Below are 21624 nucleotides of genomic sequence, written 5' to 3'. Positions count from 1 at the left end.
CGCGGTTCATCGGAGACCCCCATGCGGTTCCTGATCGTTCGCACCGACATCCGCACCGTCGCCGACGGGGAGATCGCGGCCGCCTGGGCCGGCGGCCACCGGTTGCGGGACGAGACGACCGCGCCCGAGCCACGCCGGCAGGTCGTCCACGCCGAAGACCGAGAGGCCGCAATGCACCTGGCCCGCGCCCTGGCCTCGGTGGGCGCGGTCCGCGCCGGCCGGCAACGGATCAAGGTCCTGCCGCTCGGTGAACCCCTACCCGCCTACCGCAGCCGACAGACATGAGGCGTCCGTCGTGGCCGGACCGGCTCCCCCGCCGCGTTCCTCGCCCACCGACCACGACGGTCCGTGTTCCCGGCCCGTGACCGCCGCGGCAACGACGGTCACGGGCCGGGACCGCATCCGGCATCGCCGCGCCGACGGCTTCCGCGTTCAGCGCGCCTCGTCCACCCAGCCGTCCAGCCAGCGGTGGATCAGGAACAACGCGATCGACGCGGGCGGCGGCAGCACCAGTTGCGCGCCCCCGCCCACGTCCACCGTCCGGCCGGCCAGCGCCGCGCCGATCTCCGCCCGGGTGAACCAGCGGGCGTACGCGATCTCGGTGGGGTCGATCCGCACCGGATCCTCCGGGTCGGCGGTGGCCAGGAAGCCCAGCATCAGCGAACCGGGGAACGGCCAGGCCTGGCTACCGACGTACACGATGTTCCCGACCTCGACGCCGACCTCCTCGCGGACCTCGCGCAGCACGGCGGCCTCCGCCGACTCCCCCGGCTCGATGTAGCCGGCGAGGCAGGAGAAGCGCCGCTGCCCGGGGCTGCTCGGCCAGGCGGCGTTGTTGCCCAACAGGCACCGCCCCGCGAGGCCCGGCTCCCCGTCGTGCACCAGCACGATCATGGCCGGGTCGGTGCGCGGCCAGACCCGATCGCCGTCGCGGTCGATGCGGGACCAACCCGCCTCGTCCATCTCGGTCGGCGAGCCGCTGGCCGACGAGTAGCCGTGTCGGATGTGCCAGTTGAGCAGCGCCAACGCCGTGGTGAAGAGGCCGGCGTCCCGGTCGGTGAGCAGATGCCCGACGTCGCGCAGGCCGACGGTCCGGGTGCCGACCACCTCCGGCAGCGGAATGTCCACCGCGAAGACGGGCAGCCCGTCCTGCTCGACCCCGAGGAACATCGCGGCCGCCTCGCTCCCCGCCGGCAGCTCGTCGGCGCGGAAGAGCACCAGCGCCGGCGGGTTCGCGTCCGTACGCACCAGCGTCCGACCCTCCGCCGTGGAGTCCAACGCCAGCACCCGGCCCCGCAGCCACGCCTCGGCCAGCCAGGCCCGATCCGTACGGTGGTGCGCGGCCCGGTCCAGCGTGGCGCGGGCCAGCGGTGGAGCCGCCTCCCCGCTCACGCCGCCGCCTCCCCTCGACCGGCGACGGCGTGCGGTTCTGCCGCGCTGCGCTCGCTCATGCCGTCTCGATCGGAGTGAGCGCGGCCAGCGACGGGGCGATCCGTTCGGCGTCACCGAGCACCATGGTGACCGCGTTCGCCGGGGCGAGGTAGCGGGCCGCGGCCTCCGCGACATCCGCCACCGTCGCCTTGGCCAGGCGTGCGGCGTGCTCGGCCAGGAAATCGAGCCGCAGGTCGTTGCCCGCGTACGCGCTGACGAGGGCGGCCAGGCCGGCCTGGGTGGACATGCCGAGCTGAAGGGTGCCGAGCGCGTACTGGCGGGCCTGCTCCAGCTCCTCCTCCTTGACCGGCAGCGAGGCGAGCCGACCCAGCTCGTACACCGTCTCCAGCAGTGCCGGAGCGGTCACCTCGGTGGCCACCTCGGCGCCGGCGACCAGCACCGAACCGGCCACCGAGTGCTCGACCACCGAGTGCGGGCCGTACGTGTAGCCCTTGTCCTCGCGGATGTTCTCGACCCACCGGGAGGAGAAGTAGCCGCCGAAGATCAGGTTGGCCAGTTGCAGCGCCGCGTGGTCCGGGTGGGTGCGGGGCACCGCCGGCAGCGCGACCCGCAGCGACGACTGCACCGACCCCGGCCGGTCGACCAGCAGCAGCGGGCCCGGCTCCAACGGCGGGGCGGGCGGCAGCTCGGCCGGCTGCCCGTCGCCCTTCCAACCGGAGAGCGCCTCCTCGGCGGCCTCCAGCGCGCGGTCGGGTTGCACGTCGCCGACGAGCACCAGCACCGCACCGGCCGGGTGTACCCGCTCGCCGTGCAGGCGGCGCAGGACGGGCGGCCGGACCGCGCGGACCTGATCGGGCTCCGGGGTCTGCACCGCGTACGGGTGCCGGCCGTAGATCCGCTTGAGCAGCGCCGTCCGGGCCAGGTGGGCGGGCTGGCTCTGGGCGACCTGGATCCGGTCGACCAGCCGGTCCCGCTCGATCTCCACCCAGTCACCCGGATAGGTGGCCCCGGTAAGGACGTCGGCGAGCAGCTCCAGCATCCGGCCCAGGCCGGTGACGAGGCTCGCCCCGGAGAGCATGAGCCGGTCCGGATCGACCCCGGCGGCGAGACCACCGCCGACCTTCTGCAGCTCGGCGGCGATCTGCGTCGCGGTGTGGGTCTCCGTGCCGGAGAGGATGGTCTGCGCGAGCATCGCCCCGCGGGCCAGGTGTGTACGCCCGAAGGGCACCCAGAGCCGCAGCTCCACGAGGGGCACCGCCGGCCGGCGCACCGCGATCACGGTGAGGCCGTTGGCCAGCGTGCGCTCCGCCTGCTTCGGCAGTTTGAGCTTGCGGTTGGGGCCGAGCGGCGGCAGGGTCCGCGGCGCGGGCTCGACGGTCGCCGTCACGTTCTCCTTCTTCGTTCGCGCGTTCATCGGGCACCGCCGGCGACGACCTCGATGGTGGCCCGACGCTCCGGCCGCAGGGTGGCCGCGGCGGAGCGCACCTGCTCGTCGGTGACCTCACCGACGAGCCGGGGCAGGTCGTTGAGCAGGCCCGGCTCGGCACGCTGCTGCTCAAGCACCGCCATCCGCAGCGCCCGGCCGAGCACCGCGTCGGTGTCGCGCAGCAGGTGGGTGGCCATCCGGGCCTGGGTACGGGCCAACTCCCCCTCGGACAGCCCGTCGGTGGCGAGCCGGTCCAGCTCCTCGTCGACGGTGCGCAGCACCTTCTCCACGTCCCCGCCCGGCGGCAGGTGAGCCTGGAGCAGCAGCGCCGTCGGGTCGCGTACGTCGAACGGGTCGCCCATGAAGCCGAGGTAGCCACCGACGCTGGTGACCGTCCGGTCCCGCTGCACCAGCCGCTCGACCAGCCGGGAGGCGTCGCCGTCGGTGAGCACCTCGGCCAGCACCACGTACGGCAGGTAGCCGAGGAAGTCGCTGTGCGGGTCGGGTACCCGCCAGGCGCTGGCGACCGCCGGCAGCGGGGCGAGCTTGTCGGTGTAGGAGGTGCGCCGCTCGGCGGTCAGGTCGGGCTCGGTGAAGTCGGGACGCTGCGGGGCGGGGCGGGCCGGCACGTCGCCGAAGTGCCGCTCGATGAGCGTGGTCGCCTCGGCCACGTCGAGGTCGCCGCTGACCGCAAGTACCGCGTTGCCGCTGGCGTAGTAGCGCCGGAAGAAGTCCGCCGCGTCGGCGACGGTGGCCGACTCCAGATCGTCGAAGGAGCCGTAGCCGTCATGCGCGTTGGGGAAGGTGTCGAACATGACCGGTGGCAGGGTCAGCCAGGGGAACCCGCCGTACGGCCGGTTCAGCACGTTGACCCGGATCTCCTCCTTGACCACGTCCACCTGGTTGCGCAGGTTCTCCTCGGTCAACCGGGGACCACGCATCCGGTCGGCCTCGAGGAAGAGCGCGCGCTCGAGCGCATTGCTGGGGAGGGTCTCGAAGTAGTCGGTGTAGTCGAGGTGGGTGGAGCCGTTGAAGGTGCCGCCGGCGCCCTGCACGTGCCGGAAGTGGGCCAGCTTCTCCAGGTTCTCCGAGCCCTGGAACATGAGGTGCTCGAAGAGGTGGGCGAAGCCGGTGCGTCCCTCCGGTTCGGAGCGGATGCCGACGTCGTAGACGACGGCGACCCCGATGACCGGGGCGCTCCGATCCGGGGTGAGGACCACCCGCAGGCCGTTGTCGAGCTTGAACCGCTCGACTGGATATTTGGTCGCTGGAATTCTCGATCTCCGCGCCGCCACGTGACCGACCCTAGCGCGTCGGCACCTCCGCCACCTGTGACCTTCGACAGCCGCCGCGACCGGGGTATCCCACCATCTCGACGGGTGGGCCGCGGCCGCGACGCCGGTTCGCCGAGCTGCCACCGGACGGCCGCGATTCGACCGTCGGGCGGTGGATCGGCAGGTGTCAGGCCCGGCGGGGACGGCGGGGGCGACGTGACCGCCCCGACGCACGGTGCGTGGGCCGGCCCACCTGTGATCCGCCCTCGTCGGTCGCCCCGTCCGTCGCCCGTACCGACGCGGGACGGGCCGCCCGCACGGGTGCCGGCGGCGCGATCGTCACCGGCACACCGGAGGGCTCCCGCGCCCCGGTCAGCCGGGCCAGCGCGTCGTCACCGGAGCGCACCTGGACGGACTCGGGGCGGATGCCGGCCGTCGCCATGAGACGGGAGACGTCCCGCCGCTGCTCCGGCACGACCAGGGTCACCACCCGGCCGGGCTGCCCGGCGCGAGCCGTACGGCCGCCCCGGTGCAGGTAGTCCTTGGCCTCGGTGGGCGGATCCACGTTGACCACCAGATCCAGCCCGTCGACGTGGATGCCCCGGGCCGCCACGTCGGTGGCGACCAGGGTGGTCACCAGCCCGGTGCGGAACTGCTCCAGGATGCGGGTCCGTTGCGGCTGCGACTTGCCGCCGTGCAGGGCCGCGGCGCGTACGCCCCTGGCCAGCAGCTGGCGGGCGAGCCGGTCGGCCCGGTGCTTGGTGCCGAGGAAGAGGATGGTGCGCCCCTCGCGGGCGGCGATCCGGGTGACCGCGGCCGTCTTCTCCATCGGGTCGACGTGCAGCACGTGGTGGCTCATCGCGGTGACCGTGGCGGTCCCCGGGTCGACCGAGTGCGACACCGGGTCGCTCAGGAAACGGCGGACCAGTCGGTCCACGCCGCCGTCGAGCGTGGCGGAGAAGAGCATCCGCTGCCCGTCCGGAGCGACCTGCTCCAGCAGCTTCGTGACCTGCGGCAGGAAGCCCATGTCGGCCATCTGGTCGGCCTCGTCGAGCACCGTGACCTGGACCTGGTCGAGGCGGGCGTCGCCGCGGTTGATCAGGTCGTGCAGCCGGCCGGGGGTGGCCACCAGCACCTCCACCCCGGCGCGCAGCGCGTCCGCCTGCCGCTGCAGCGACAGTCCGCCGACCACCGTCGCGCAGCGCAGCCCGACCGCACGGGCGTACGGGGAGAGCGCCGTGGTCACCTGCTGGGCCAGTTCGCGGGTCGGCACCAGCACCAGCGCCAGCGGACGGCCCGGACGGGCCCGCCGGCCGGCGGTCCGGTGCAGCAGCGCGAGCCCGAAGGCGAGGGTCTTGCCGGAGCCGGTACGACCCCGGCCGAGCACGTCCCGGCCGGCGAGCGAGTCGGGCAGGGTGGCGGACTGGATGGGGAACGGCTCGGCGATGCCCTGTGCCGACAACGCGGCGAGCAGGGCCGGAGCCAGGCCGGTACCGGCGAACGACGGAATGACGTCAGTCATGAGAAAGCCTTCCTCGAGGCGGCACGTGTCGAGGAAGGCGCCGGGGTGGCGCTGTCGCCGGTGCGGCGGAGCCGCCGGCGGTCGCAAGCACGAACCGAGTGGGGTACAGGTCGGCCCGCCGCCGTGCGGCGGCGGGCCGACTCGTCACTGCGCCCCGAAGAGCGCGGTGGGTGGTACGGAGTTACCCGACGATCAGAGCGGGCGGATGTTGGCCGCCTGCGGGCCCTTCTGGCCCTGCGTCACCTCGAACTCGACCCGCTGGTTCTCGTCCAGGCTCCGGTAGCCGGAGGACTGGATCGCCGAGAAGTGCGCGAAGACGTCGGCGCCGCCGTCGTCCGGGGTGATGAACCCGAAGCCCTTGTCAGCGTTGAACCACTTGACCGTGCCAATTGCCATGTTTCGTCTCCTTGACGGAACGTCGAACCCGCACCTGCTGCGGGCCCGGGAGCACTCGCGTGAATCACGTCGAGCACCTGTCGCTGCTGGTCGCCCCGCCCGGAGAACTCCGGACACAACAAAGTGCGCCTGGGGTCACGATCCACCAGGCGCACACAGAGTCTCTGGTAACCAAAACTGCAACAGCTCCAACCTATCACGGATGGACGCGCGATGTGTCGGCTTCTGCCGAGTCGGGCACGGCGGCGATCAGGTCGGTCAACCCGGCCACGTCGAGCAGGTCCGCCGGACGGACGGTCACCCCGTCCCGTACGTAGTGGAACGCCGCGCCAACCCGGTCGACCGGAACCCCGGCCAGCTCCGCCCAGGCCAGCCGGTAGACGGCCAACTGCACGGCGGCAGCCTCCGCCGCCGCGCCGGTCGGCTGCGCGCCGGTCTTCCAGTCCACCACGTCGTACCGGCCGCCGGGACGGCCGAAGACCGCGTCCATCCGCCCCCGGACCACCACCCCGGCGATCACCGTGGCGAACGGCACCTCCACCTCGACCGGCACCCGTTCGGCCCACTCGCTCGCCAGGAAGCGCTCCTGCAACTCGGCGAGCGCCTCGTCCGGCGCGGCGTCCGCGTCGGCCGCACCCGGCAACTCGTCCAGGTCGAGCAGCCGGTCCGCACCGAACCGCTGCTCCAGCCAGGTGTGGAAGGCGGTGCCCCGCCGGGCGTACGGGTTGGGTTCGGAGGGCACCGGACGGCGCAGCGTACGGGCCAGCCCGTGCGGGTCGCGACGCAGCGCCACCAACTGGGTGACGCTCAGCTGACCGGGCAACGCCACCTCGACCGCGCCCGTGGCCCGGGTCAGCTCGGCCCGCTCGGTCAGCAGCAGATCGACCTCCTGCCGCCAGCGCGCCACCTCCGGGTCGTCCGCCACCGGATCCGGCCCGGCGTCGCCCCCGGCCCGCGCGCCCTGCCGCACCTCGGCCGGCGCGCCGTCGAGCGCCTCCCGGACGGGGGCCGGTTCGTCGTCCGGCGACTCGTGCGGATCGCCCGCCGCCGCGTCGACCTCCGGTCCCCCGGTCAGGAACCGCCGGACCATCGCCGCGGCCTCGGTCAGCGCCGGGCGGCGCGCGCCCAACGGATCGGCCGGCCACTCCGCCCGGAGCACCACCTCGGTGGTCGGATTTCCCGCGTCCGGCGCCGGCTCGGAGACCCAGACGTCGACCAGGTGCCCGGACCCGCCCTCCGCGCAGGCGTCCTGCACCTCCTGCAGGAACACCGACGGGCCACGGGCCCGCTTGGTCCCCTCCCCCCACCAGTAGCCGGAGCAGAGCAGCAGCCGGCGGGGACGGGTCACGGCGACGTACGCCAGCCGCCGCTCCTCCCGCTCGTCGTGCGCCCGCCAGTCGTCGGTGAAGTCGGTCAACGCCCGGGCCACCCCGCGCTGGTCGGTCACCTCGCCGAGGTCCAACCGGGGCAGGCCGTCGGCGTCGCCGCGCAGCGGGAACGGCAGCACGCCCAGCCCGCCGAGCCAGTGGTCGGAGTTGCGGACCAGCCCCGGCCAGACGCCGCGGGTCAGGCCGGCGACCGCCACCACGTCCCACTCCAGGCCCTTCGCCGAGTGCGCGGTGAGCACCTGCACCGCGCCCTCGACGACCTCCACCTCGCCCGGGGTGAGGCCCCGCTCCTCGTCCTCCGCGGCGGCCAGGTAGGCGAGGAACGCCGAGAGCGTCGCGCCCGGTGTCTCGCCGCTGAACCTCGCCGCCACGTCACCGAGCGCGTCCAGGTGACCGCGGGCCAGGCCGGCGTCGCCCGTGCCGTCCCGGCCGGCCCGGACCGCCACCTCCACGTCCAGGCCGACGGTCCGCTCGATGTCCGCGATCAGATCGGGCAGCGACTGGTCCAGCCGGTAGCGGAGCAACGCCAACTCCCGGCCGTACGCGCGCAGCCGCGCGAAGCCCTCCGCCGAGTACGCCTGCGCCGGGCCGAGGTCGGCCAGCGCCTCGACGAGCGTCGCCTCGTCCAGCTGATCCGGAGTGATCTCGGGCAGATCGTCGGTGGCGAGCTGACGCCGAGCCACGGCGATGGCGCGGGCCCGGCGGTGCAGGGCCACCAGGTCACGCGGCCCGATCCGCCAGCGCGCGCCGGTGAGCAGGCGCAGCAGCGCCGCGCCGTCGGTCGGGTCGGCCAGCACCCGCAGCGCGCAGACCACGTCCCGCACCTCCGGGGTGTCCAGCAGACCGCCCAGGCCCACCACCTCGACCGGCAGCCCCCGCTCCCGCAGCGCCGACTCGATCGCCGGGATCTGGCTGCGTACCCGGACCAGCACGGCGGTCGTCGGCCGCAGCGGCACCGGAATGTGCTCGGGCAGCGCGTCGGGCATCCGGGCCGCGCCCCGCCAGGCGGCCAGCACACTGTCGGCGATCCACGCCGCCTCGTCGGCGTACGTCTCGAGCAGCGCGCAGTGCACGGTGCCGCCGGCCGCGCCGCGGGGGCTGCGATGCGGAATCGGATCGCGAACGGTCTGCGCGGCGTGCAGCTCCGGCACCCGCGCGCCCGCCGCCCGCAACGGCGTGGCCAGCGCGTTCGCCACCCCGAGGATCTCCGGTCGGTTACGCCAACTGGTGGTCAGGCCGAGCGCGGGGGCGGGCGTGCCGTCGCGGCGGGCGAACTCGGCGGGGAACCGGTCCAGGGTGCCCGCCGACGCCCCCCGCCAGCCGTAGATCGACTGACACGGGTCACCGACAGCGGTCACCGGGTGCCCGCCGCCGAAGAGGGCGCCGAGGAGCACCACCTGGGCGTGGCTGGTGTCCTGGTACTCGTCGAGCAGCACCACCCGGTAGCGGTCCCGCTCGATCGCGCCGACCCCCGGGTGGTCCCGGGCCACCCGGGCCGCCCGGGCCAGCTGGTCGGCGAAGTCCATCGCCTCGAAGTCCTCCTTGCGCCGGGCGTACGCCCGCACCAGCGGAAGCAACTTCAGGCGGGTCTGCTGGAGCTGGAGCGCCTTGCGCACGTCGGCGTAGACCCGGCCGGAGCTGGCCTGCACCTCCGCGAAGAACCGGCCCGTCCAGGCGGCCAGCTCGTCCGGGCCCACCAGGTGCTCGTCCAGCTCACCGGCGAGCGCCAGCACCGCGTCGGTGATGGTGCTCGGCATCCGGTCCACCTCGGACATGTCGCCGTCGAAGTTGCGTACCAGCAGGTCCACCAGCTGCCAGCGGGACGCCTCGGTGAGCAGCCGGGTGGACGGCTCGTAGCCGGCGCGCAGGCCGTGCTCCGTGACGATCCGCCCGGCGTACGAGTGGTAGGTGGCGATGGTCGGCTCGCCGGCGAGCGGATCGTCCAGCGAGTCCCGCTGCCGCCGGCCGAGCCGCCGGATCAGCTGGTCGAGTCGGGTACGGACGCGGTGCGCCAGCTCCCCGGCGGCCTTGCGGGTGAAGGTCAGCCCGAGCACCTGCTCGGGACGGACGTACGAGTTGGCCACCAGCCAGACCACCCGGGCGGCCATCGTCTCCGTCTTGCCGGAGCCGGCTCCCGCGACCACCAGCAGCGGCTCCACCGGCGCGGCGATGATCGCCGCCTGCTCCCGGGTGGGTGCCGGCAGCCGCAGCAGGCGGGCCAGCTCGACCGGGGTGTAGCGGGGTCCGGCGTCGGCCACCCGGGGCGCCGGGGTCGCGGCGCCGAAGAGGGCGGGTTGGGTCACGGCGACACCTCGGTTCGCGGCTCGGGGCCAGTCGGGCCACTCCTCGCGCTCACGCTCGTCAGCTCACTCCCCGCGTTCCGGCTGCCCCGGGCGGCGGACGGCCGGCGGTTCGACGACCTGACGCCCCTGCCCGGAGACCGGGCAGCTGGTCCGCACCGGGCAGACCCGGCACTTCGAGTTCGCGACGGCGGCGAAGGTGGCGGCCGCCATCGTATCGGCGGTGCGGCGCACCAGGGCGGTCGCCCAGCCGGCCTCCGGCCCCTGCGCGGCCGGCGGCTGGCTCTGCTCCTTCGCGTCCTTGGCCGTGGTGCCGAGCTGCACCAGGGCGGCGCCACCGGACTCGTCTCCGAAGTCGGCGAACGCCCCGGCCTCGACGGCCGCCTGATAGGCGCCCAACTGCGGATGCTCGGCCAGGTCGCTCCCGGTCACCGCGGTGGACTTGCCGGTCTTCAGGTCGACCACCACGAGCCGCCCCTCGGCGTCGACCTCCAGCCGGTCGACCCGGCCGACCAGCTCGACGGGGTGGTGCGGGTCGTCCAGACGTACGGCGAACTCGTGCTCGATGGCGAGCAGCCGGCGGGGGTTACCGGCCAGCCAGCGGAGCAGCTTGTCGACCATCGCCTCGGCGCGGGACCGCTCCGGCCCGGCCATCCAGCGGGCCGCCAGTTCGATCGCGTCGAACCGGGCGGCCACGTAGTCGAGCAGCGCGCCCCGGTCGGCGCTGGCGTCCTCGGCGAGCATCGCGGCGGCGTGCACCAGATTCCCCACCCCCTGCGCGGTGCTGGCCGGCGCGCTGCCGCCGTGCCGCTCCAGCAACCAGCGCAGGCTGCACCGCAGCGCGCTCTCCATCGCCGAGGGAGTCACCCGGACCGGATCCCCCTCGTCCACCAGCGGCCGGTCGTCGGAGAGCCCGCGCAGCCCCCACCAGTCGTCCGGATGCGCGCCGGGCACGCCGGCCGCCGCGAGCCGGGCCAGCTCGGCCGCCGCGGCGCGCCGCCGGGCGTACGGGACCGCCGGGTCGACCACCACGGTGCGCAGCTCGGCGACGACGGCGGGCAACGTGAGCGCCCGGGGAGGCCGGGTGACGGGCAGCGCTGCGGGCCACCCGGTCGCCGCGCCGGCACGTTCCTCCTGGTCGCTGCCGCTGTCGTCCGAGCCGCGTGACGCGGGTTGCTCCGGCGGCCCGTCGGCGATCGCGTCGCGTGAGCCCGGCCCGCCGCCGACCGCGTCGCGTGAGTCGGGCCCGCCAGCGACCGCGTCGCGCGAGCCCGGCCGGCCGGCGGTCGTGTGGTCCGAGCCGGACCGGTCGCCCGGTCGGTCGTCGGGGTCGCGATCCTCCGGGTCACCGTCGGGCGTGGGTCGCGGGGCGGGTGGGGTGGGGCCGTCGCCGGGCGGGTCGACGGGCCCCAGCTCGTGCAGGAAGCGGCTCGGCTGCTCCTCGTGGTCGTCCCCGCCCACCGCCGCCGAGGCGACCGCGCTGACCAGCAGCCGACGCCGGGCCCGGGTCACCGCGACGTGGAACAGCCGCCGCTCCTCGTCGAGCAGGGCCGAGGTCTGCCCGACCACCGTGGCCACCCTGCCGCCGTCGACGGCGCGGCCGGCGAGCACGTCGACCAGCCGCTCGGAGCCGAGCAGACTGCCCCGCAGCCGCAGATCGGGCCAGACCCCCTCCTGGACGCCGGCGACCGCGACCACATCCCACTCCAGCCCCTTCGCCGCGTGCGTGGTGAGCAGCCGGACGGCATCGCCCCGGTCGGCGGTCGGGGCGAGGGTGTCGGCCGGCAACTCCTGGCCGAGAACGTGGTCGAGGAACACCTCCGTACGCGCGCCTGGCAGCCGGTCGGTGAACCGGGCCGCCGCGTCGAAGAGCACCATCACCGCGTCGAGGTCCCGGTCGGCGGCCTCGGCCCGACGCCGCCGCGCGACGTCCCCCTCGCCGGGCACCGGCCGGCCCCGGCTGATCGCGCCGGCCCACCGCTCGGCCAGGCCGCTGGCCTGCCACACCGCCCAGAGCACGTCCTCGGCCGTGGCGCCGGGACGCTCGGCCGCCTCTCGGGCGCGCGCCAGCAGCGCCGCCACGGTCTGCGCCGGCTCGGCCCATCGCCGGTCGATGCCGGCCAGCTCCGCCGGATCCCGCAGCGCGGCGACGAGCAGCTCGCCGGAGGGACGCCGTTCACCGGCCGCCAGAGCCAGGGCGCGCAGGCCCTGCCGTAGCCGCCGCTCGGCCAGCGGGTCGGCTCCGCCGAGCGGCGAGTGCAGCAGCGCGACGGCCGCCTCCTCGTCGAGCCGCTCCGGTTCGAGCGCGCAGCGCAGCAGCAGGAGCAGCGGCGCGACCGCCGGTTGCAGGTGCAGCGGCAGGTCCTCGCCGTGCACGACGGTGGGCACCCCGGCGGCGTGCAGCGCCCGTTGCAGCGTGGGCAGCGCGAGCGCGGTGGAGCGGAGCAGCACCGCCATCGCCGACCAGGGAACCCCGTCGAGCAGGTGCGCCGTGCGCAGCGTGTGGGCCAGCCAGGCCGCCTCGCTGGTCGCCGAGCGGAAGGTGTGCACCTCCACGGCGCCGGGCGGCGCGTCGGGCAACGGTCGCAGCCGGCGGTGCGCCGCCGGGCCACGCAGCCGACGGGAGATCCGGCCGGCCGCGGTCAGCAGTCGGGCGCCGGCCCGGTAGGAGGTGGCGAGCAGCACCTGCGCCGCCGGCGCGCCGGAGACCGTCCGGAACCGGTGCGGGAACATGGTCACCCCGGCCGGGTCGGCACCCCGGAAGGCGTACGTGGACGAATCCGGATCGGCGAAGGCGACCAGCGGCTTCCCGCCCCCGGCCACCACGGCGAGCAGCTCCAGCTGGGCCGGGTCGGTGTCGGCCAGCTCGTCGACGTAGACGTACGCCAGCCGGCGCCGCTCGGCCGCGAGCAGCTCCTCGTCGTCGCGCAGCAGCCCGGTGGCGGCCCGGACCAGCTCGGCCGGGTCGTACGCGATCGAGCCGCGGTTGCTCACGTCGCGCAGCGCCAGCACGGCGACGTACTCCCGGAGGAACCGCGCGGCCGCCGGCCAGTCGGCCCGGCCGAGCCGCTCGCCGAGGCGGGCCAGCTCCACCGGGCCCACCCCGCGTTCGGCGGCGCGCATCAGCAGGTCCCGCAGCTGGGCGGCGAAGGCCCGGGTGCGTAGGGCGGGGCGCATGTCCTCCGGCCAGCCGACCGGGTCGTCCTCCGGCTCCTCGCCGACCACGTCCAGCAGCTCGCGGATGATCAGATCCTGCTCGGGACCGGTGAGCAGCCGGGGTGACGGCTCGCCCCGCTCGGCGGCGGCGCGCCGGAGCAGCCCGAAGGCGTACGCCGGGAAGGTGCGTACCAACGGCTCGCGCAGCACCCGGTGACCCTCGCGGGCCACCCGGGCCTCGATCCGGTGGCGCAGCGCGGTGGCGCCCCGGCGGCTGAAGGTGAGCACGAGGATCCGCTCGGGGTCGACCCCCTCGGTCACCCGTGCGGCGACCGCTTCGACGAGCGTGCTGGTCTTGCCGGTGCCCGGCCCGCCCGTGACGAGCATCGGCCCGTCGGTGTGCCCGATCACCTCCGCCTGCACCGGGTCGGCCCGCCAGGTCGACCCGTCACCCGGACGCCACGGGCCGCCCGCCGGCCGCGCCGACGTGCCGTTCCCGGCGGCCGACCCTCCGGGCCGGCTGAGCCCGTCGGTCGGCCCAGTGGGCCGACGCACCAACCGGTACGCCTGCATCAGCTCATCCCACCACGCCCCTACGACACCCCCCGCACGCCACCCCGCCCGCCCGACGCCGCCGGGAGGGGGCTGAGAGCACTTTCCCCGAAAGTGTCGGCTTCCGGGCCGGCGAGGCAACACTTTCAGGGAAAGTGCCGGGCAGGGTCGGGGACGGTCAGGCCAGGTGGGATTCGAGGGCGTCCAGGGCGGCGGGGACGGAGTCGACGACCGTCAGCAGGTCGAGGCCGGCCGGCTTGAGGAAGTGCTGGTCGGTGAGGTCGGCGAGCCAGTTCAGCAGCGGCCGGTAGAACCCGTCGGTGTCCACCAGCACCATCGGCTTGGCGTGCAGGGTGAGCGTGGCGGTCGTCCAGACCTCGAAGAGCTCGTCCAAGGTGCCGAGCCCGCCCGGCAGCGTGAGGAACGCGTCCGACTTGTCGATCATCAGGGTCTTGCGGCTCGCCATCGAGTCGGTGATCAACAGCTCGTCCGAGCGCAGGTCGGCGACCTCCAGGTCGACCAGCGCCTGCGGTATCACCCCGACGGTCGGGCCGCCGGCCGCCCGCGCCCCGTCGGCGATCGCGCCCATCATCCCGACGCAGCCACCGCCACTGACCAGGGTGTGCCCGCGCCGGGCGATCTCCGCGCCGGTCTCGGTCGCCAGGTCGAGCCAGCGCTGCTCGATCGTCCGGGAGGAGGCGCAGAAGACACAGATGGCAGCCACTCGCTCAGCTCTCCCTCGCTCCACCGGAATCGGCGGCGTCACGCTCGTCCGCGGCCTCCGCCGCGTCCCGCTGGTCGGCGGCGACGCGGGCCACCGCCTCCTCCCGGACCGCCTCCTGCTCGGCGGAGAGCGCCGCCTCGGCCTCCACGATGTGCCGGACCGCCGCCTCGACGGAGTCGGTGAGGCAGATCAACTCCAGGTCGACCGGCCCGATCTTGCCGTCGGCGGCCATCGTGTCGCGGAGCCAGTCGATCAGCCCCTGCCAGTACGCCGTGCCCATCAGCACCACCGGGAACCGCGTGACCTTGCCGGTCTGCACCAGGGTGAGCGCCTCGAAGAGCTCGTCCATGGTGCCGAACCCGCCGGGGAGCACCACGAACCCGTGGGCGTACTTGACGAACATGGTCTTGCGGGCGAAGAAGTAGCGGAAGTCGATGGCGAGGTCGACCCAGTCGTTGATGCCCTGCTCGAAGGGGAGCTCGATGCCGAGCCCGACGGAGAGGCCACCGGCCCCGCTGGCGCCCCGGTTGGCGGCCTCCATCACACCCGGGCCGCCGCCCGTGATCACCGCGTAGCCGGCCCGGGCCAGCGCGGCTCCCAGCTCCTCGGCCAGCCGGCACTCGGGGCTGTCCGGGCCGCTGCGCGCGGAGCCGAAGACGCTGACCGCCGGCGGGAGGTCGGCGAGGGTGTCGAAGCCCTCCACGAACTCCGAGAGGATGCGCAGCGCCCGCCAGGCGTCCCTGGTCTTCCAGTCGCCGCGCCCTCGGGAATCGAGCAGACGCTGATCGGCGGTGCTGTCCGGGATGGCCTGCCGGCGCAGGGTGACAGCCCCCCGGTGCCGCTCCCGCCCCGCTCTGCGGCCCGGCTCCCGCCCGTTGCTCTGACTCATGCAAGCAACCGTAGTGGAGCGACCCCCGCCGGGTGCACGGGCCGAGAACGCGTCGAAATAGTTCGCGATCTTGGGCAACCAAAACCGTCGCCCGTACGTCTTACTATTCACATACCGGGTATGCCCCGGCGCGCGCCTTCGGGGGAGGAGCCAGCGTGATCAGCAACAGCGAGATGATCCGGATCCGTCGTCAGATGCAGCGACGGATCCGCGACGTGGTCGCCGAGCGTCGCCGCGCACGGCAGATGGAGCCGGCCGGCGAGCCGACCGGTGACGCCGACACCCGCCAGAGCACCGACCCGTCCCTCACCGCCCCACTCTGACCAACCGGCCAGGCCGGGAACGATCAGGAGGCTCGCGCCACCCGGCGCGAGCCTCCTGATCCATGTACGGGGTCAGGAGGAGGCCAGCCACCGGTGCAGGGTGGCCGCGCCGTCACGGATCTTGCCGATCTCGACGTGCTCGTCCTTGTGGTGGGCCAGGTTCGGATCACCGGGGCCGAAGTTCAACGCCGGAATGCCCAGCGCCGCGAAGCGGGCCACGTCCGTCCAGCCCAGCTTGCCGATCGGCGCGGCACCCACCGCTTCGAGGAACTCCCGTGCCGGCGGCGCCTCCAGCCCCGGCAGGGCGCCGGCCGCCGCGTCGGTCACCACCAGGTCGAAGCCGGCGAAGACCTCCCGCAGGTGCGCCTCCGCGGCCGCCGGGTCGCGGTCCGGGGCGTACCGGTAGTTGATCTCGATCTCACAGCGGTCGGGGATGACGTTGCCGGCCACCCCGCCCTCGATCCGCACCGCGTTGAGGCCCTCGCGGTAGTCGCAGCCGTCGATGGTGACCCGGCGTGCCTCGTACGCCGTCAGACGGCGCAACACCTCGACGGCGCCGTGGATGGCGTTCACCCCGTGCCAGGACCGCGCCGCGTGGGCCCGCTCGCCGTACGTGGTGACGTTCGCCCGCATGGTCCCCTGGCAACCGGCCTCGACGATGCCGTACGTGGGCTCCAGCAGCACCGCGAAGTCCGCCTGCAGCCACTCCGGGTGCGCCTCGCCGACCAGGAGCAGCCCGTTGTACCTCGACTCGATCTCCTCGGCCTCGTAGAAGAAGTACGTCACGTCGTACCGAGGGTCCGGCAGCGTCACCGCCAGGTGCAGGGCGTACGCCACCCCCGACTTCATGTCCGACGTGCCGCAGCCGTACATCAGGTCGCCGCGCATGGTGGACGGGAAGTTGTTGTTCAGCGGCACCGTGTCCAGATGCCCGGCCAACACCACCCGCTGCGACCGGCCCAGCTCGGTTCGCGCCATCACCGTGTTGCCGTGCCGGTACGTGGTGAGGTGCGGCACACCCCGGAGCACCTCCTCGACGCAGTCGGCGATCGCCTTCTCGTTGAGGGAGACGGACTCGATGTCGACGAGGGCGCGGGTCAACGCCACCGGATCGGCGAGGACCTCGGGGGTCAGCGGGTTCTCCATGTTTCGCACGGTACCGTCAGAGCCGGTGGGGGTGCCGAGTGAGCTTGCACCCGCACGACCCCGCGAACGAAGGGTGAATCTGTGACGTCCGCGCAATCCGCCTGGGGCATCGGCCTGGCCACGGTCGCCGCCGACGATCAGGTGCTCGACACCTGGTACCCGACCGGCAAGCTGGGGCTCGGCGAGCTCCCGCTGGTGGCCGGCGAGGAGAAGGCGGACGTGCTCGACCTGCCGCCGTCGGCGGTCGGCGAGCGGACCCTGCCCGGCCTGCGGGCCGTCCAGGTCGTCACCCAGATCGGCTCGCTGGACGATCCGATCAAGGACGCCGCCGACGCGTACCTCCGGCTGCACCTGCTCTCCCACCGCCTGGTGCGACCCAACGAGCTCAACCTGGACGGCATCTTCGGCAAGCTGGCGAACGTGGCCTGGACCTCGGCCGGGCCGTGCCCGCCGGAGCGGGTCGACGAGCTGCGGGTCATCGAGCGGGCCGCCGGTCGCCACCTGGCCGTGTACGGGGTGGACAAGTTCCCCCGGATGACCGACTACGTGGTGCCCTCCGGCGTGCGGATCGCCGACGCCGACCGGGTCCGCCTCGGCGCGTACCTGGCCTCCGGCACCACCGTGATGCACGAGGGCTTCGTGAACTTCAACGCCGGCACGCTCGGCACCTCGATGGTCGAGGGGCGCATCGTGCAGGGCGTGGTGGTCGGCGACGGCTCCGACGTCGGCGGCGGGGCCTCGATCATGGGCACCCTCTCCGGTGGCGGCACCGACAAGGTCCGCATCGGTGAGCGGAGCCTGATCGGCGCGAACGCCGGGGTCGGCATCTCCCTCGGCGACGACTGCGTGGTCGAGGCCGGCTGCTACATCACCGCCGCGTCGAAGATCACTCTGCCGGACGGTCGGGTGGTCAAGGCACGGGAGCTCTCCGGCGTGGACGGCCTGCTCTTCTGGCGCAACTCGGTCAACGGGGCGCTGGAGGCGAGGCCGCGCACCGGCCGGGGCATCGAGCTGAACGCGGCACTGCACGCCAACGACTGACCCGGTGAGCCCTCCGGGCCGGCGGTCACCCACCGACCCGGAGGAGCCCGGCGTCACCTCAGCCGGTACGCCTGGATGACGTGCTGGGTCACCGTGTTGCCGGCGCTGTCGCGCGCGGTGGCCCGCAGCGAGGCGTACCCGGGCCCGGCCGGGTGCCGGACGGCGGCCTTCCAGCCGTCGCCGGACTTCCGGACCTTCGCCCGCTGCCAGGTCGACCCGCCGTCGTAGGAGACCTCCACCATGAGCGCGGCGACGCGCGCCGAGGGAGCGCCCGGCTGCCGCTGCACCTGGACCGGGACGACGAAGCTCCGGCCGGCGGGCGCGTTGTTCGCGGCGTCCAGCGGTGGCGCGAAGCGGACGGCCATCGCGGGCAACGCGGCGAAGTCCTCGCCGGGGACGTGCCGGGAGCGGAACGTCCAGGCCGCGCCGACCTCGGTGCTCAGGTCGGTGAAGCTCCGCTTCGTCGCCGTCTCCAGCCGGTAGCCGGCGCCCCCCGGCGGCACCTCGAACTGGCCGAAGCCCGGGTCGGCGCTCTCCCCCACCAGCTTCCCGTTCCGGTAGAGCGCCGTCCGGGCGCTGTCCGGAAGCGAACCGCCGGCGTGACCGGACACGTCGCTGTGCAGCGGCACGTCCAGCACGATCACGTCGCCCTGCCGGGTGAGGCCCTGCCCGGGCCAGCGCGGCGCCGGGAAGGACGGCCCGTACGGCGCGCCGTTCCAGACCTCCCGGAGGTGCTTGCCGGCCCGGTAGGCCCGAGCGTCGCCGGCCAGCATGGCCCGGGGTTCGAGCCACCCGTCTCCGGTACGCACGCCGAAGGTCAACTCCGAGGTCCAGCGCACGCCCCGGGTGTTGTAGTGCTCGACCCGCTGCCCCGGCACCGCCGTCGGCAGCCCGACGGCCCAGCCGCCGACGGCCGGTTCCAGCTGCGGGAAGACCAACCGCTCGGTCTCCAGGCCGGGGTACCCGCCGCGGAACGTGTGGGTGACGGTGGCCAGGTCACGGGCGCGGTAGTCCCGGTCGAAGCCGGTCGGCAGCCGGCCGGGGAAGCCCTCGCTGAGCGCGTAGAGGTACGGGCTGCTGGCCGCCTCCCGGTCGGCCCACTGGCTGCTCACCGTGCCGACGAAACGCGCCGCCGAGCCGTTCGGGCCGAGCTGGCCGCTGGACAGGCCGGTGAAGTCGAACCCGAGCAGGCTGAAGCTGTACGAGCCGACGTCGGCGACGAAGACGTTCGCCCCGATGTCGACGAGCTGTGGCGTGGCCGTCGGGTCCGGCACCGTGCTGCGTACCGGCTTCGCCCGTCGGGCGTCGACGGTGAGCTCCGTGTCCCGGTCGAGCATCAGCTCGGGCCGGGCGATCATGGCGGCCCGGGAGTTCTGCTCGTCACCGCTGAACACGTAGCTGACCAGCGCGTACCGCCCCTTGGGCAGCCGGACCTGCACGGTGCCGTCCGGGTCGTACAGGTCGTGACTGGTGACGTCGGCCAGGTCGACGAGCGTGGTGCCGTGCTGGCCCGTCGCCGCACCCGTGTCGTCGAGGTGCCGGACGGTCAGCTGGTAGCTCTCCACCTCCCGGTGCACGGCGACCGGGGTGACCGCGACCGCGTCACCGGATCGGGCGACGACCCGCCCGGTGTAGTACCCGTCGGTGTCGCCGACCCGGGTGTCGGCGGTGACCGTGGCGGTCGCCGTACCGCCGGCCGGCACGGTCACCCGGCCGGTGCTCAGGCTGAACATCCCGCTCGGCGCGGGCGCTCCGCCGGGGCCGGTGACGTCGAGCGTGAGGTCCAGGGTGAGCGCCGTCGAGCCGTCGTTGCGCCAGGTCAGCTGGCGGGTGATCGGGGTGTCGTCGCCGTGCGGCCAGAGTGCCCGCCCGAACGAGACGCTCACCGGGTCACTGGTGACGGTCTGACCGATCGCCCGGGCCACGTCGACCCGCCCGGCGCCCTGCTCGTAGGCGGACCGCTGCGGGTGCGGCTTCGCCGAGGCCATCAGCGTCGCCTTCAGCTGCCCGGCCGTCCAGTCGCCGTGCTGGTCGGCGAGGAGCGCCACCGCGCCCGCGACGTGCGGCGCGGCCATCGAGGTGCCGGAGATGGAGACGTACGACTCGCCCACCGGGTCGCCGATCTGGCCGTCGGCGGCCCGGGCGGCCACGATCTCCACGCCCGGTGCGGTGAGGTCCGGCTTGATCGCCTCGTCGCCGACCCGCGGGCCGCGGCTGGAGAAGTCGGCGAGTTCATCCTCGCGGTTCACCGCGCCGACGGCGAGCGCCGCGTCGGCGGTGCCGGGCGACCCGACCGGGGCGTACCCCCCGTCGTTGCCGGCGGAGACCACGAAGAGCGTGCCGGTCTCCTCGGTCAGCTGGGTCACCGCCTCCTCGAGCGGGTCGGTCTCCGGCGTGTCCATGCCGGTGAGGCTCATGTTCACCACGTCCGCCCGCTGCTCGACGGCGGCCCAGTGCATGCCTGCGAGGATGGCGGAGTCGGTGCAGAAGTCGGTCTCGCAGACCTTGCCGGAGAGCAGGGTGGCGTCCGGCGCCACGCCGCGGTACCGGCCTCCGGAGGCGGCGCCGCTGCCCGCGATGATCGAGGCCACATGGGTGCCGTGCCCCACCAGGTCACCCGGGGCCGGGTCCTCGGTGAAGTTGCGGGCCTCGGCCACCCGGCCGGCCAGGTCCGGGTGATCGGTGTCCACCCCGGTGTCGAGCACCGCGACGCGGACGCCCGCGCCGGTGTATCCGGCCGCGTACGCGGCGGGCGCACCGATCTGCGGGACGCTGTGTTCCAGCGTGATCCGCCGCCGGCCGTCGAGCCAGATCCGGTCGACGGCGGCGGCACCGGACCGGGCCCCGGCTCGGTCGGCGAGGACCCTCCAGAGCTGCTCCGCCCGGTCCTTGCGCACCGTGCCGGCCACCCCGTCGATGGCGGGCAGATCGCGGGTGACGGTGAAGCCCGGCGGGGTGTCGGCGCGCCGCTCGGCCCCGGCGGCCCGGCGCAGCAGCACCGGGAGGTCGTCGTTGCGCGCGTCGTCGTAGCCGGCCGCGATCAGCTCGGTGATGTCGAAGAGCCGCCGGTCGACGCGGCCGGCGCCGATCAGCGGCAGCGCGTCCTGCGGCACGACCGAGAGCCGCCCGTGGTCCCGGCCGGTCAGGAAGCGTACGTGTTCGCGCCCCGGACCGGGCCGCACGCTGGCTGCGCCGGACGCGCTGACGGTCACCCGGTCCCCGGTGAGCAGGGTGACCGTGGCGGGCTGGTCGGCGGTCCTCGACGAGGCCGGCCCGGCGGCCGCCGGCGTCACCGGGGCGCCCGGTGGGGCGGCCACGGCGACCGCCGGCGCGGCGAGCACGAGGGCGATCGCGAGGCCTGTTCCGGTCAACTTCCGTGTTCGGTGCAACGGATCCTCCCTGATGGGGCGTGGTAACCGATGAGGGCATCGACGCCGGTCAGCATTGCATACGCGGTATGCGGTGAAGAGTCAGAAAATTGACTGACTTTCCGGCAGTAGGGCGAAAAGGCCGGGATGATCTACCGGTGACGTCCATGAAGGAGCGCCTGCTCGCGGGCGACCTGTACCAGGCCGACGACCCGGAGATCGTCGCCGAGCTGGCCCGCGCCGTACGCCTGATGGAGCGCTTCAACACCAGCCCCGCCGACGATCCCGCCGCCCGGCTCGCGGCGCTGCGAGACCTGCTCGGCGAGGTGGGTGCGGAGACCGAGATCCGGCCACCCTTCTACTGCGACTACGGCTCACGGACTCGGATCGGGCCGCGCTGCTTCGTCAACTTCAACGCCGTCTTCCTCGACGTCGCACCGATCACCATCGGCGCGGACGTCCAGATCGGCCCGAACGTCCAACTGCTCACCCCGACGCATCCCGTGGAGCCCGAGCCGCGCCGGGCGAAGTGGGAGTCGGCCAGGCCGATCACCATCGGCGACAACGTCTGGCTCGGCGGCGGCGTCATCGTGCTCGCCGGAATCGACGTCGGGGCGAACACCGTCGTCGGCGCGGGGGCCGTGGTTACCCGCGACCTACCACCGAACGTCGTCGCGCTCGGCAACCCCGCCCGCGCCGTACGGTCCGTCGAATAGTCGTTATCAAG

Annotated in this window: 15 protein-coding genes; 4 read left to right on the top strand and 11 right to left on the bottom strand. The window is 74.2% G+C overall.

What is annotated here, in order from left to right; translation table 11 throughout:
- Positions 1-21 precede the first annotated feature (21 nt).
- On the top strand, positions 22-285 hold the full coding sequence (locus D7147_RS18170) for a hypothetical protein (protein WP_120679207.1): 264 nt from the start codon (positions 22-24) through the stop codon (positions 283-285).
- Positions 286-432: 147 nt separating this feature from the next.
- On the opposite strand, the gene nudC is transcribed toward D7147_RS18170, so the two are convergent.
- From nudC to D7147_RS18125, 9 genes are all read right to left on the bottom strand, one after another.
- A complete protein-coding gene (nudC, locus tag D7147_RS18165) occupies positions 433-1392 on the bottom strand; it encodes an NAD(+) diphosphatase (RefSeq protein ID WP_233563204.1) in 960 nt (319 codons plus the stop codon).
- A gap of 55 nt (positions 1393-1447) precedes the next feature.
- Complete coding sequence (locus D7147_RS18160) at positions 1448-2806, bottom strand: M16 family metallopeptidase (protein ID WP_120679205.1); 1359 nt, start codon at positions 2804-2806, stop codon at positions 1448-1450.
- A complete protein-coding gene (locus tag D7147_RS18155; RefSeq protein WP_120679203.1) occupies positions 2803-4113 on the bottom strand; it encodes a M16 family metallopeptidase in 1311 nt (436 codons plus the stop codon). Before D7147_RS18155 ends, D7147_RS18160 begins: the two co-directional genes overlap by 4 nt.
- A gap of 166 nt (positions 4114-4279) precedes the next feature.
- Positions 4280-5614 (bottom strand): DEAD/DEAH box helicase, encoded by a 1335-nt coding sequence (locus tag D7147_RS18150; protein ID WP_120679201.1) that lies wholly within the window; start codon positions 5612-5614, stop codon positions 4280-4282.
- A gap of 192 nt (positions 5615-5806) precedes the next feature.
- A complete protein-coding gene (gene cspE / locus D7147_RS18145) occupies positions 5807-6010 on the bottom strand; it encodes a transcription antiterminator/RNA stability regulator CspE (RefSeq protein WP_076466503.1) in 204 nt (67 codons plus the stop codon).
- A 196-nt stretch (positions 6011-6206) separates the two neighbouring features.
- On the bottom strand, positions 6207-9701 hold the full coding sequence (locus tag D7147_RS18140) for an ATP-dependent helicase (RefSeq protein WP_120679199.1): 3495 nt from the start codon (positions 9699-9701) through the stop codon (positions 6207-6209).
- A 63-nt stretch (positions 9702-9764) separates the two neighbouring features.
- Positions 9765-13427, bottom strand: coding sequence for an ATP-dependent helicase (locus D7147_RS18135; RefSeq protein WP_120679197.1), 3663 nt, complete (start codon positions 13425-13427; stop codon positions 9765-9767).
- A 157-nt stretch (positions 13428-13584) separates the two neighbouring features.
- A complete protein-coding gene (locus D7147_RS18130) occupies positions 13585-14130 on the bottom strand; it encodes an LOG family protein (RefSeq protein ID WP_120679195.1) in 546 nt (181 codons plus the stop codon).
- 4 nt (positions 14131-14134) lie between these two features.
- A complete protein-coding gene (locus tag D7147_RS18125; RefSeq protein WP_120679193.1) occupies positions 14135-15019 on the bottom strand; it encodes an LOG family protein in 885 nt (294 codons plus the stop codon).
- A gap of 155 nt (positions 15020-15174) precedes the next feature.
- Between D7147_RS18125 and D7147_RS32450 the strand changes: the two genes are divergently transcribed.
- On the top strand, positions 15175-15342 hold the full coding sequence (locus D7147_RS32450) for a hypothetical protein (RefSeq protein ID WP_158609365.1): 168 nt from the start codon (positions 15175-15177) through the stop codon (positions 15340-15342).
- 72 nt (positions 15343-15414) lie between these two features.
- Here the strand turns inward: D7147_RS32450 and dapE are convergent, their stop codons facing one another.
- Entirely contained in the window at positions 15415-16488 is a 1074-nt protein-coding gene (gene dapE / locus D7147_RS18120; protein WP_120679191.1) for a succinyl-diaminopimelate desuccinylase, read from the bottom strand.
- 81 nt (positions 16489-16569) lie between these two features.
- Between dapE and dapD the strand changes: the two genes are divergently transcribed.
- Positions 16570-17529, top strand: a complete 960-nt coding sequence (dapD, locus tag D7147_RS18115) for a 2,3,4,5-tetrahydropyridine-2,6-dicarboxylate N-succinyltransferase (RefSeq protein WP_120679189.1) — start codon at positions 16570-16572, stop codon at positions 17527-17529.
- A gap of 53 nt (positions 17530-17582) precedes the next feature.
- Here the strand turns inward: dapD and D7147_RS18110 are convergent, their stop codons facing one another.
- Positions 17583-20918, bottom strand: coding sequence for a S8 family serine peptidase (locus D7147_RS18110; protein ID WP_120679186.1), 3336 nt, complete (start codon positions 20916-20918; stop codon positions 17583-17585).
- Positions 20919-21055: 137 nt separating this feature from the next.
- Here D7147_RS18110 and D7147_RS18105 point away from each other — a divergent pair, with 137 nt between their 5' ends.
- Entirely contained in the window at positions 21056-21613 is a 558-nt protein-coding gene (locus D7147_RS18105; protein WP_120679184.1) for a sugar O-acetyltransferase, read from the top strand.
- The last annotated feature ends 11 nt before the right edge of the window (positions 21614-21624 follow it).

The organism is Micromonospora musae (genome assembly GCF_003626545.1).
GTDB classification, from domain to species: domain Bacteria; phylum Actinomycetota; class Actinomycetes; order Mycobacteriales; family Micromonosporaceae; genus Micromonospora; species Micromonospora musae.
Note: the sequence above shows the minus strand (reverse complement) of the source record. Positions and strands in the feature narration are given on the sequence as shown.